Origin of the sequence: Thermoflavifilum thermophilum, assembly GCF_900116565.1 — a bacterium.
In the GTDB taxonomy this organism is placed as follows: domain Bacteria; phylum Bacteroidota; class Bacteroidia; order Chitinophagales; family Chitinophagaceae; genus Thermoflavifilum; species Thermoflavifilum thermophilum.
The window spans coordinates 2,422,096-2,435,562 of the sequence record NZ_FPCJ01000001.1 but is presented as its reverse complement, the minus strand read 5'-3'; the positions used below and the strand labels follow the sequence as shown (position 1 = coordinate 2,435,562).

Sequence of the window (13,467 nt, the reverse complement as noted above, 5' to 3'; positions counted from 1 at the left end):
ATCCAACCAAGTATCTACAGGATATGATATCTGGTTTATGGGTAAATGAGTTCATCCAACAACCGCTCCGGCTCATTCCTGACCGGAGCTTTCTCTTTTCATCCGTTCAGGAATGCCCTACCGAATGGAATGTAGTATATCGTTCAACTGCGTTTGCTTCAGATTCAGTTCACATACTAAAGACGAATAGCTTATGCAAGTCATCTATGGTGTTATCCTGCACTTTATCGGCGGTTTTGCATCCGGGAGTTTTTACATGCCTTTCAAAAAAGTCAGAAAATGGGCCTGGGAAAACTACTGGCTCGTAGGTGGATTTTTCTCCTGGCTGATCATCCCGACCCTGGCAGCCTGGCTTACCGTGCCTCACTTTGGTGCCATCATCCGCGCCACATCGGCCGATACGAAATTCTGGACCTATCTAATGGGTGTGCTCTGGGGCATTGGGGGCTTAACATATGGACTAGGAGTGCGGTATCTGGGCATGTCGCTGGGCAATTCGGTCATCCTGGGCTTGACCTCTACTTTCGGGGCTTTGTTACCATCTATTTATTATGATTTTCATCCGGAAGATGGCAAAGTGAAATTCACCACCTTGTTACACGAAAGCTGGGGACAACTTGTACTGGCGGGTGTGGTGGTTTGCTTGATTGGCATCTATCTCTGCGGCAAGGCAGGTTTGATGAAGGAAAAAGATTTTAAAGGACATGCACCGGTAGATGAACTGTCACAGGAAAGCAAAGAAGAATTCAGCATTGGCAAAGGCTTGATCGTTGCCATCATTTCAGGCGTACTGAGTGCATGTTTTAATTATGGCATTGAAGCGGGCTATCCCATGGCCAAGATGGCTATCGAACAGGGCACCGATCCGCTTTTTCAGAACAATGTGATTTATATCGTGCTGCTATGGGGCGGACTCACCACCAACTTCATCTGGTGCATCATCCTGCATATCAAAAACCGTACGTTTGGGGATTATATCGATACCAAAACTCCATTGGCCAACAATTACCTGTTTGCTGCACTGGCCGGTACCACCTGGTTCCTGCAATTTTTTTTCTATGGCATGGGCGAAAGCAAACTCGGCAATGGGGCCAGCTCATGGATCTTACACATGGCATTTATCATCTTAACGGCTAATATGTGGGGATTGGTGTTGAAAGAATGGAAAGGCGTACAGCCGCGTACCCTGCGCACGATCATCGCCGGTATTGCAGCCATTTTTATCTCCATCATGCTGGTAGGATTGGGCAATGCTATTAAACCCTGAACCATGAAACGCATAGCATTTAAAATGCAACTAAAGCCCGGCTGTGCCGATGAATACAAAAAACGCCACGACGCCCTCTGGCCTGAATTGCGACAACTGCTGAAAGATAGCGGGATTCATCATTATGGCATCTACCTGGATGAACAATCGCACAGCTTGTTTGCTGCCCTGGAGATAGAAGATGAAAGCCGATATGCAGCTTTACCGGAACATCCGCTGATGCAGCAATGGTGGGCTTATATGGCCGACATCATGGACACCCATCCCGACCATTCACCCATCAGTATTCCGTTGAAAGAAATGTTTTATTTGGAATGATGCATGTCTTTTTACGATATGGATGCATGTTGCTTGCAATAGGGATATGCTTGCCCGCAAAAGCACAGGAATCTTTTAACCGCAAGACATGGGTGCAACGCCATAATATTCGCATTCAATCGTTTGACTCACTCGGCTCTCTTACCGTTGGTAACGGCCAATTTGCTTTTACAGTAGATATCACGGGTCTGCAAAGCTTCCCGGATGCCTATCTCCACGGCGTACCCTTAGGCACCTTGTCGGATTGGGGATGGCATAGCTTTCCAAACGATAGCAATTACACCATTGAAGAGGCTACCCGATGGCTGCCCAGTTGCCAAAACCGGCTGATTCCGTATGCGTTACAATTCGACACAGGAAGAGCAGCTCGTGCAGCCAATTACCTACGCGCCAATCCTCAACGCATTCATCTGGGGTTATTCGGGTTGCATTTCTATGATTCATCCCATCACCGCATCAACCTTTCCCAAATCAAAAATGTGGATGAAACACTGGACATGTGGAGCGGACAAATTACCAGCCGTTTTACTGTGCAATCCAAGCCCGTTAAAGTAACCACATATTGCCATCAGCAAAAAGATTTGATCGCTACGCAAGTGATCACACCTCTTTGGCATACGCATCAGGCCGAACTGTATCTCTATCTCCCCTACCCCAGTGCACAAGCCGTATCACCTGGATATGACACCGGACATGTACAGGACTATATCACGCAAGTGATTCATCAATCTAATTGTGAATTGATTTTAAAGGAACAGATTGATACTACCATTTATTACGTGTATCTGAAAACAGAACAACCTGCCCACTTTGTATCACAACAAGCCCATCTATGGCGTATTATCCCCACATCCAATACAACAGATACTTTCCGATGCAGCGTTTGGTTTACGCCCAAACTGTTTGACACTTATGTACCCGATTTTGCTGAAACGGCCATGAGCAGCCGACAGGGATGGGCAGATTACTGGAATAAAGGCGGATATATTGATTTCTCCCATTGCACCGATCCCAGGGCTTTTGAGCTGGAAAGACGAATGATCACTTCACTTTACCTCACCCGTGCACAATGTGCGGGAGTTTATCCTCCACAGGAAACTGGCTTGACTTACAACAGCTGGTATGGCAAGTTTCATCTGGAAATGTATGGGTGGCATATCTTGCATTTTGCTTTGTGGGGACATCCTGAGATTGTGGAACGCAGCCTGCAATGGTTTGCCAAAGTATTACCAGAAGCGCGTCATACAGCTGCAATACAAGGATTTAAAGGTGTAAGATGGCAGAAGATGACCGATCCCTCCGGCCGACGATCTCCCTCCAGCGTAGGTGAATTGCTGATCTGGCAACAGCCAAACGTGATTTTCCTGGCAGACATGTTATATCGGATCACCCACGATGCGCGCATATTGCATCAATATCAAAATCTGGTATTCGAAACAGCCGATTTCATGGCTTCATTTGCACACCTGGATTCAACCGATCATTTGTATCATCTCTGCCATCCGTTGATTCCGGCTCAGGAAATCTTTCATGCGGAACAAACAGATGATCCTGCATTTGAACTGAATGAATGGTATGTAGGCCTGCAAATAGCACAGCAATGGAGAAAACGGTTACATCTTTCGCCCAATCCTTACTGGCAAGATGTGATGGATCATCTGGCACCGCTTCCGGTAAAGGATAGTTTGTATCTTCCCGAAGCACATGCTACAGAAGCTTATACCCAAGATACCTTCCGACGTGATCATCCCATCGTACTGGGCATTCTGGGCATGTTGCCTTGGACGAAAAAAGTGAATTTGCCTATCATGAATCATACTTTCGATGAAGTGATGAAAAAATGGAACTGGAAAACGACCTGGGGCTGGGACTTTCCCATGATGGCCATGACAGCTACTCGTCTGGGCAGACCTGAAGATGCCATTCGTGCTTTGTTGATGCCCGTGCAAAAAAATACTTATTTGATCAACGGACATAATTACCAGGATCAGCGATTGCGGGTGTATTTGCCAGGTAATGGAGGTTTATTAACTGCACTGGCATTCATGGCCGCTGGATATGATGGTGCTACTACCACCTGCCCCGGCTTTCCACATAATGGCAAATGGAATATTCGCTGGAGCGGATTGTATAGGTTGTGGTAAAAAATGATGAAAGCTGTTTGTTTCACATATACAATACAAATGACATGAACATGAACATGATAATGAAATACTTCTCATTGATATGTGTTTTCATTTTATCCAGAAACCCGTACTTATTTGCGCAAAACGGTGTTTCCATTTCCCATCTTCGTTGTGAATACCTGGATCATCCGCTGGCAGTAAATAGTACACATCCGCGATTGAGCTGGGAAATTCAGGCCAGTGGCCGCAATGTGAAGCAGGTAGCTTATCGCATCCTGGTGGCAAGCTCAATGGATAAACTCAATCACAACGAAGGCGATTTGTGGGACTCAAAAAAAGTAATGTCGGGCCAAAGCGTGGGAGTTACATATCAAGGCATACCCCTGCAAAGCCGCATCACCTGCTACTGGAAAGTGAAAGTATGGACCAACGACGGACGTGAATCGGCCTGGAGTGAACCTGCACACTGGAGCGAAGGCTTGTTGCATAAGGCCGATTGGTATGCACAATGGATTGGACTGGATACTTTTTTCAGCTGGGACCGTCCGCACGACATGCATACGCGTCTTTCGGCACGCTACCTGCGAAAAGAATTTACCATCGACAAGCCCATCCAGTCGGCCAAAATCTATATCAGCGGATTGGGTATTTATCAGTTGTTTATCAATGGCAAAAAAGTTGGCCATGAAGAACTCTCGCCCGATCCCACGGAATATAATAAACGCATTTTTTACAACACTTTCGATATCACACCCTATTTGCATTCCGGCAAAAACGCCATAGGAGTAATCTTGGGCAATGGTAGATTTTTCACCATGCGCTGGGGCAAGTCGCCTATTCCTCCCATTAGCAATTTTGGATATCCTAAAATGATTGCCCAAATAGAAATACAACATCGCGACGGCTCCATGCAAATGCTAACCAGCGATACAACCTGGAAGATCACAGCCGATGGCCCCATTCGCTCGAATAATGAATATGACGGTGAAGATTATGATGCTACCAAAGAATTATCCGGATGGAATGAAGTGGGATACGACGACCATAACTGGTTGCAAGCTCAACTTACCCAACCGCCCTGTGATCATCTCGAAGCCCAGATGGATCCATTGATCACCATCATGGACACGGTGAAACCGAAGGCTTGCTATGAAATTGCACCCGGAAAATATATCTACGACATGGGGCAAAACATGGTGGGCTGGGTGGAAATCCATATTCCTGACGGCAAAGCCGGAGATACCGTAACGTTGCGGTTTGCCGAACGCTTGAACCCGGATACCACTTTATATACAGCCAATCTGCGTTCAGCCGAAGCGACCGATCATTACATCATGAAATCCGGAAATCAAAGCTGGGAGCCGCATTTCACCTATCATGGTTTTCGATATGTGGAACTTACTGGCTATCCGGGTAAACCCGACTTATCTACCCTTGTGGGCAAAGTCGTTTATGATGATCTGCCGGTAACGGGTCATTTTGAAACATCCAATCCGTTATTAAATCAAATCTATCATAATGCTTTTTGGGGCATTCGCGGCAACTACCGGGGCATGCCTACGGATTGTCCACAACGCGATGAGCGTATGGGCTGGCTGGGCGACCGGGCTGAAGGATCGTATGGCGAGAGCTTTATTTTCGATAACAACACGCTATATGCCAAATGGCTGCAGGATATTGAAGATGCGCAACGGGAAAGTGGAAGCATTCCCGATGTAGCGCCTACCTACTGGAAAGTGTATAGCGATAACATGACCTGGCCGGGTGCTTATCCCATTATTACCCACATGCTGTATCATCAGTTTGCCAATGAGCAACCGCTCATGCAACATTATGCATCGATTAAAAAATGGCTGTACTACATGCGTTCGCGATACATGAAAGAGGGTATCATCACCAAAGATACGTATGGCGATTGGTGCATGCCTCCGGAAGATCCGAAACTCATTCATTCCAGAGATTCGTCCCGCATCACACCCGGTGCACTGCTATCCACTGCATTTTATTATCACACGTTAAAACTCATGGAGGGCTTTGCATCGTTGCAACATCTTACGGATGATTCCATCCAGTTTGCCCGTGAAGCAGCTGCTGTGAAAACAGCATTTAATCAACATTTCCTGAATACCCGCCTCGATGAATATGCCAACAATACCGCTACGGCCAACATCTTTGCATTGGCCTTTCACCTGGCACCCGATTCCATCAGGCATACGGTGTTTGCTCATATCATTGAAAAAACAGAAAATGATTTCGACGGACATATCAGCGTGGGATTGGTAGGCGCCCAGCAGTTCATGCGTACACTTACACGCAACGGACGTCCCGATCTGGCTTATCAGATCGCCACCAATACCACCTATCCAAGCTGGGGATATATGGTAAAAAATGGGGCTACCACCATTTGGGAGCTCTGGAATGGCAATACGGCCGATCCAGCCATGAACTCGGGCAACCATGTGATGTTACTGGGTGACCTGGTTGTGTGGATGTATGAAGATTTGGGCGGTATTCGCTGCGACGATGTGCAGGTTGGGTTTCAAAAAATCATCATGCATCCCCATTTCGTGAAAGGATTGGATTGGGTGAATTGCAGTTATCATTCCGTGCATGGATTGATTCAAAGCAACTGGAAAAAACAAGGTAATACATTGCTTTGGAACGTTACCATTCCCGCCAATACAGAAGCCGAAGTGTATTTGCCGGCCAATCAAGCAAATCAGGTGCAAGTGGATGATAAACCTTTGTCTGGTGAAAAAGGCTTTTCCTTTACATCTGATCAAAACCGGATCAAAGTGCATCTGGGATCGGGAACTTATCATTTTACGGTGAATCATTTTGTGGAAGAATAAAACAAGCAAGAAAAGAAGATGGCAAGCATGAAGTTAGGTTATGATCCGCGATATCCTTCTGTAGATGACCTGAGGCGCAAGGCCCGGAAACGGATACCCGGATTTGCATTTGATTATTTGGATGGCGGATGCAATGAAGAAATCAACCTGCGCAAGAATACTGAAGAGCTCCGTGCCATTGAGCTGATGCCGAGATACATTCGGCCTTTTAGCGGAGCCAACATGGAAGTTTCGCTTTTCGGACAACGTTATCAGGCACCATTTGGTATTGCACCGGTGGGCTTACAGGGACTGATCTGGCCGGGTGCCCCGCAAATTTTGGCCAGAGCTGCATTTCATCACCAGATTCCTTTTGTGCTGAGCACCGTGAGCACAGCTACCATTGAAGAGATAGCGAACATCACAGAAGGACAGGCCTGGTTTCAACTTTATCATCCGGTCGAAGATAGCTTGCGGGATCAACTGCTGCAGCGCGCTGCCGATGCGGGTTACCGGGTTTTGGTAATCCTGGCCGATGTACCCACCTTCGGCTACCGGAACAAAGAAATCAAAAACGGACTGGCCATGCCACCCCGCATGACCTGGCGAAACATCCGACAAATCATCAGTCGGCCGCACTGGGCTATTCAAACTTTATTGCATGGCCAACCCAGATTTCAAACCCTGTTGCCTTATATCCCGAAAGGACTGAATATGCATCATTTGGGGCTATTCATGAACAGTACGTTTAATGGTCGATTAAATGATGAAAAACTCAAACGCTTAAGGGATAAATGGAAGCATAAATTGGTGATAAAAGGAATGGCCAACCCCGACGATGTGGAAAAATGCATCGAGTTGGGATTGGATGGGATTATTGTTTCCAACCATGGTGGCCGGCAACTGGATGCAGGCCCTTCGTCTATCAAGGCTTTGCAGCAAATAGCTCCCCTCTTCAAGGGTAAGATCAAGATCATGATGGACAGTGGATTGCGATCGGGGACCGACATTGCCCGCGCATTGGCCTGCGGTGCAGAATTTGTTTTCTTAGGTCGCACCTTCATGTATGGCGTTGCTGCTCTGGGCAAAAGAGGCGGCGAACACACCATCGTTATTCTCAAACGACAGCTTCAACAAATCATGGAACAACTCGGTTGTGAAAAGATTGAAGACCTGCAGGAGAGAGTGATTTCAGGATAAAATGAAAATGACGGGTTTTCCCCTATCATCTATTTTTAAAAAACATGTTAACACTTTATTTGATACGACCAGCACAGTACAGGACAGAGCAGGACACTACAGGATAGTTGAATCCAAAAATGCCTCTACTTTAGCCTTGACTACTTGCTGATTGTTTCACGCTTTTAAACTCCTTATGCCATGTACAAACACTCTTCAGTGAAAACATTATGGGTGTGGTTTAGCGGAATTTTGTTTTCTTTTTGCATCTCTTTTCAATCGGTTGCACAAAACCAGCACTTCATTTCCGGCATTGTAACCGATTCTGCTACTGGAAAACCTTTACCAGGCGTTACAGTGGTGGAAATAGGCAGCAATCATGGGACTGTTACCGATGCAGAAGGTCAATATCGCTTATCGCTATCAGGCCCTGCTGCCAGGCTGAGATTCAGTTACATTGGGTACCGCAGCAAGGTGGTTCCGGTGGAAAATGGACTCACCAACCTGAATATTGGATTAACCAGCAGCAATACCAGCCTCAATGAACTAGTGGTGATTGGTTATGGCTCGCAAAAACGAGCAGATGTAACAGGAGCCGTAGCTCAATTAAATGCCAACCGAATTGATGAGCGTCCTATTTCCCGCCTGGAACAGGCCATGGAAGGACAACTTGCTGGCGTACAGGTGCGCACAACTACGGGACAGCCCGGTGCTGCTTTACAAATCCGAGTGAGAGGCACGGCTTCTATTTCCGCAAGTAATGATCCCCTTTATGTAGTAGATGGAATTCCGGTTTCTGATCTGGGCGATATCAATCCAGAAGATATTGCGTCCATTGAAGTGCTGAAGGACGCCGCTTCATCGGCCATCTATGGCTCACGCGGTGCCAACGGCGTGGTGTTGATTACTACAAAAAAAGGACAAGCTGGCCAAACCAGGTTCACATTCAACGCCTACACAGGCTTCCAGGAATTGGCCAAAAAAATAGATCTGCTTTCTCCACAGGAATGGATTGATCTCGCCACACAGATTGAAGATTCAAACTGGGTGAAATTAGGTATTCAGAAGGGCAAAAATTATCAGGCTACCGATCCCATCTCGTTCAGGCAGCAACAATTAGGAGTGACACAAAACGCGACTTATATCCCGGATTCCCGATGGGCCTATGGCGCAGATAGCTTGGCATTCATTGACTGGCAGGATGCATTCTACCGAAAAGCTCCTATGAATAGTGTACAGCTCACTGCTTCGGGTGGCAACGCTAATTTCACTTATCGCCTCTCCGGAAATTACCTGGATCAGGAAGGAATTGCTGTGTACACGAACTATAAGCTGGCCAGTGTGAGAGCCAACTTCGAAGGACAAATGGCCAAATTCCTGAAAGTGGGACTGGAGATATCCCCATCTTACTCCTGGCTGAATGGTGGAGATGTGGATGGGAAAGACAACCAATCTCATCACGTGCTGGCCATGGTCCCCGTAGCTGAAAAGAATGCTGGCATCAACACCGGTGTGGCTCCCTATGGCCGATATTACTGGGCAGGATCCACCCAAAGCCCGGTAGCATATGAACGTGCTACTACTGATTTACAAAACCGGCTACGCCTGCTTTCCAATATGTATGTACTGGCTAATTTGTACGATGGGCTGAGTTTAAAGCTTACGGGTGCCTGGAATGCAGATATGCAATTTCATAAAGTTTATCACCCCACACTGGGTTTGGGACAGGCTCCGGGATCTGCCAGTTCAGGAAGCTACTCAACAGCCAACAGCCAATATTACCTGTTTGAATCCTTGTTGACTTATAACCATTCATTTGGTGGACATAATATCAATATCCTGGCAGGATACACAGCTGAAGAAACAGTTGGTACTAATTCCGGTCAGAGCCACAGGCTTTTTGCCAATGATGAATTAACTACTTTGAATAATGCAACCTCTACCGTAACCTCTTCTACCACTACTGAATTCAAAGAAACCCTGCTTTCTTATCTGGGAAGAATCCTGTATAACTACAAAGACAAATATTTAGCTTCTGTAGCCTTCAGAAGAGATGGCTCTTCAAAATTTGGCTCCAACAACAAATGGGGTAATTTTCCGTCTTTTTCTCTGGGATGGAACATCGCACAGGAAAACTTTATGCGTGCCATTCCCTGGATCAACGTACTGAAACTGCGTTATAGCTGGGGCATGAACGGAAATAACTCCATTCCAAATTACCTGGCTTACGGCGGAATCAGCGCAGCCAACTATTCGTTCAACGGCTCCCTTGCCAACGGATATGTACCCAGCTCATTATCGAATCCAGACTTACACTGGGAAAAAACACGTTCATCCAACTATGGAGCCGATATCGGAATAATCAACAACCGTATTTCTCTCTCGGTAGATCATTATGATAAACTCACCACTGACTTGTTGTTGAATGTCCCCGTCGCCCTCGCCACTGGCTTTTCTTCTGGATGGGTTAACATCGGGCATGTGCAAAACAAGGGATGGGAATTTGAACTGAACACACAAAACCTGACCGGAAAGCTACAGTGGCAAACCAGTTTTAATATCGGGTTCAACCATAATAAAGTATTGGCACTTGGACAGGGCAATGCTCCCATCCACACAGGTTTCAGCAATCTTACCCAGATCATTGAAGTAGGACAACCTATCAACGCGTTTTATTTGTATGATGCGATTGGCGTATATATGAATGATGCCGATTTGAAAGCCAGTCCGCACATGTCTACCAACATCGTGGGCGATGTGAAATACAAAGATGTAAACGGAGATGGCGTAATTGACGCCAATGATCGTACAATCATGGGCTATCCCGATCCCACTTATTCCTGGGGAATATACAACATATTTACCTACAAAGGTTTTGACCTATCATTCCTGATTCAGGGAGCAGGGGGAAATAAAACATACGAAATCATCGGACGAGCTATTGACCGTCCTTCCATGGGATTTACCCAGAATGCTCTTGGCCGATGGCGCAATCGCTGGCGTTCTCCTTCACAGCCAGGCGATGGACACACACCCAGAATTGATGGCACCACAGGCGGATATTACGACTCCCGGTGGTTGTACGATGCAACTTATGCCCGGTTTAAAAACCTCACAATCGGATACACTTTTCCGCATCAGCTGATTAAAGGTGTAGATCAGGCCAGGATATATTTCAGTGCCGAAAACATGTTTTATTTCATCAACAGAGATTACGGAGGATATAGCCCTGAAGCACTGAATACCTCAGGCGGAGATTATGGATCCTATCCTGATGCTAAAACATTTATGGTTGGAATTAACCTCAGTTTCTGATTTAAAAAAACAAATACTATGAAAGCATTATCATATATCTTCTCCATAGCTGCTGTAGCAGTATTGGCCAGTTGTTCAAAATCATATCTAAATGTAACACCTACATCCAGCATTACTGTTGCCAATTTTTATAAATCACAGTTAGATATCCAGCAAGCTGTCAACGGAGTATATGCTGGATTAAGGGATTGGCCAGTAGATATTTACTGGTATCTTTCCGAAGTGCGTTCACCAAACTATTATATTACCTACGACGGTGCTCAACGCGATTGGTATGATCTCAATAATTTTCAGGATAATCCACAAACACAAATTATTCACGATACCTGGCAAAGCCTCTATGCTATGATTAATAGGGCTAATGAAGTGTTAGCCAATATCGATCAGATACCCTTCAGCAGCCAGGCATTAAAAACACAATATAAAGCTGAAGTCAGATTTCTAAGAGCATTTGCATATTTCCAGCTGGTACGTCTGTGGGGCAATGTACCTATTGTCGATCATGTGATTTCTCCTTCAGAAGCACTAACTATCAAACAATCCGATCCAGCAACGGTGTATAAATTCATCACATCCGAAATGAATGCCATCAAGGATTCTCTTCCGGTACAATACACCAACAGTGCAGATATCGGTCGTGCCGACCAGTGGGCAGTAAAAGGTATCCTGGCAAAAGTATATCTTACCATGGCTGGTTATCCCCTACATCAGAAAGATAAGCTGGATAGCGCAAAAGCCTTGCTGCAGGAAATCATCAGCCATGAAGGACAATATCCTCACCTGAACCTGATTTCAAATTATGCCAATCTCTTTGGTTACAAAAATGACAATCTGCATAACATTTTTGAGGTGGAATATATTTCTGGTGGACTGGGTGAAGGAAGTTCTTTCCCTTCACAAAATATTCCTCCAAATCTCAACGCTTCTTTGGTATCAGTATCATCACTTTTATTTAATACAAGTACACAAGTTTCTTCAGATCTAATCAACAGTTATGACACTAATGATCTTCGTTTCAATGTAACAATTGATACTGCTTATTTAACCAATGACAATCCGCCAATTATTGCTCATACCCCATTTTTCAAAAAATTTGTTGATTTCGGGCTTACAAATCTTACAAGTTATAACGATTGGCCTGAAAACTTTCCTTTGCTCAGATATGAAGATATTCTCCTCATGTATGCAGAAGTACTAAATGACGAGGCATCCGCGCCTCCCGCACAAGCAATTACAATCTTAAACCGGATACGCGCGCGTGCAGGACTATCTCCTGTTACACCCGTTACAACACAAGATTTTGCGCTTGCACTTGAAACCGAACGCCGGCATGAATTTGCAGATGAAGGGCAATACTGGTTTGACCTGGTTAGAACCGATCGGGCTATTCCTGTGGAAAATGCCTACTTGCAGGCTACAGGAAGAAACAAAACCATCGACCAGCATAATTTATTTTATCCTATTCCGCAAACAGAAATTGATATTTATCCCGGCTTATATCAGCAAAATCCCGGGTATTAATCAGAAAACCATTTTTGATTATGCAAAAACTATTATGGTTCCTTGTCCCTATTTGCTGCTCAAGCTGGTTTTTTCATCAGCAACCCATCACCATCTGGCTTGCTGGCGATTCTACTATGCAACCTTACGATACCAGCCGTACACCCCAACGCGGATGGGGACAGGAACTATACCGGTTTTTCGATCATGATATCATCATAAAAAACAAAGCCAGAGGAGGAAGAAGCACCAAAACCTTCATAAACGAGGGATTATGGCAACAGCTGATTGATTCTCTGCAACCCGGCGATTGGGTATTTATTCAATTCGGCCATAATGATCATTCTTCCAAACCGGAAAGATATACATCCCCGGATCAGTATCAGGATAATCTCAAAAAAATGGTCATGGATGTACTCCAGAAACAGGCACATCCCGTTTTATTGACTCCAATTGCCATGCGCACATTCGATCAGGCGGGTCATTATCACGATGGTCATGGAGCATATCCCGATAAAGTAAGACAACTGGCAAAAGAAATGCATGTACCCCTGATTGATCTGGACAAAAGTTTCGGAGAAGCCATTGCCGCACTGGGACCTGATTCATCAAAAGCCTTTTTTATGAACTTCGTTCCTGGAATGTATCCGGGATACCCACAGGGACATCAGGATAATACCCATCTTCGTGAAACCGGCGCTCTTCTGGTGGCCTGGCTTACCATACACGACATTCAGAAGTTGCAGCTTCATCCGCTGGATCAGCATATCCGAAAAGTTTTTTGGGATGATTTGAGGAAAAAATATGAACCTGTTATTCAACAGATGAAAAATGAATATTGAACTGCATCAAATCTATCCTTTTTTCATACAGCACGGGACGAAGATTCTTCTTTGTCCCTACTATTTTTAAAAATTCAAACTATGCCATG

The 13,467-nt window shown here is 45.3% G+C and carries 8 protein-coding genes; all 8 read left to right on the top strand.

From position 1 onward, the window contains the following. The first annotated feature begins 193 nt into the window (after positions 1-193). The 8 genes from rhaT to BM367_RS10235 all read left to right on the top strand — a co-directional run bounded on the left by rhaT (position 194) and on the right by BM367_RS10235 (position 13,378). Positions 194-1,267 (top strand): L-rhamnose/proton symporter RhaT, encoded by a 1,074-nt coding sequence (gene rhaT / locus BM367_RS10270; RefSeq protein ID WP_092460251.1) that lies wholly within the window; start codon positions 194-196, stop codon positions 1,265-1,267. A gap of 3 nt (positions 1,268-1,270) precedes the next feature. Further along, a complete protein-coding gene (gene rhaM, locus BM367_RS10265; protein WP_092460249.1) occupies positions 1,271-1,585 on the top strand; it encodes an L-rhamnose mutarotase in 315 nt (104 codons plus the stop codon). A 92-nt stretch (positions 1,586-1,677) separates the two neighbouring features. Then, a complete protein-coding gene (locus BM367_RS10260; RefSeq protein WP_222842621.1) occupies positions 1,678-3,729 on the top strand; it encodes a glycoside hydrolase family 65 protein in 2,052 nt (683 codons plus the stop codon). Positions 3,730-3,779: 50 nt separating this feature from the next. Then, the gene (locus BM367_RS10255) at positions 3,780-6,563 is read left to right on the top strand and encodes an alpha-L-rhamnosidase (RefSeq protein WP_222842620.1); all 2,784 of its coding nucleotides are present in this window, start codon (positions 3,780-3,782) and stop codon (positions 6,561-6,563) included. Positions 6,564-6,590: 27 nt separating this feature from the next. Further along, positions 6,591-7,742 carry an alpha-hydroxy acid oxidase gene (locus BM367_RS10250; protein WP_092461020.1) on the top strand — a complete coding sequence of 384 codons (1,152 nt, stop codon included), beginning with the start codon at positions 6,591-6,593 and terminating at the stop codon, positions 7,740-7,742. A gap of 180 nt (positions 7,743-7,922) precedes the next feature. Beyond that, entirely contained in the window at positions 7,923-11,036 is a 3,114-nt protein-coding gene (locus tag BM367_RS10245) for a SusC/RagA family TonB-linked outer membrane protein (RefSeq protein WP_092460246.1), read from the top strand. 18 nt (positions 11,037-11,054) lie between these two features. Further along, positions 11,055-12,557, top strand: a complete 1,503-nt coding sequence (locus BM367_RS10240; protein WP_092460244.1) for a RagB/SusD family nutrient uptake outer membrane protein — start codon at positions 11,055-11,057, stop codon at positions 12,555-12,557. Positions 12,558-12,577: 20 nt separating this feature from the next. Then, the gene (locus BM367_RS10235) at positions 12,578-13,378 is read left to right on the top strand and encodes a rhamnogalacturonan acetylesterase (RefSeq protein ID WP_092460242.1); all 801 of its coding nucleotides are present in this window, start codon (positions 12,578-12,580) and stop codon (positions 13,376-13,378) included. Positions 13,379-13,467 lie beyond the last annotated feature (89 nt).

Excerpts from the sequence above, each read along its gene's own strand:
- BM367_RS10240 (WP_092460244.1), top strand. The coding sequence starts at position 11,055 with ATGAAAGCATTATCATATATCTTCTCCATAGCTGCTGTAGCAGTATTG.
- BM367_RS10235 (WP_092460242.1), top strand. The coding sequence starts at position 12,578 with ATGCAAAAACTATTATGGTTCCTTGTCCCTATTTGCTGCTCAAGCTGG.
- BM367_RS10250 (WP_092461020.1), top strand. The coding sequence starts at position 6,591 with ATGAAGTTAGGTTATGATCCGCGATATCCTTCTGTAGATGACCTGAGG.
- rhaT (WP_092460251.1), top strand. The coding sequence starts at position 194 with ATGCAAGTCATCTATGGTGTTATCCTGCACTTTATCGGCGGTTTTGCA.
- BM367_RS10255 (WP_222842620.1), top strand. The coding sequence starts at position 3,780 with ATGAACATGATAATGAAATACTTCTCATTGATATGTGTTTTCATTTTA.
- rhaM (WP_092460249.1), top strand. The coding sequence starts at position 1,271 with ATGAAACGCATAGCATTTAAAATGCAACTAAAGCCCGGCTGTGCCGAT.
- BM367_RS10245 (WP_092460246.1), top strand. The coding sequence starts at position 7,923 with ATGTACAAACACTCTTCAGTGAAAACATTATGGGTGTGGTTTAGCGGA.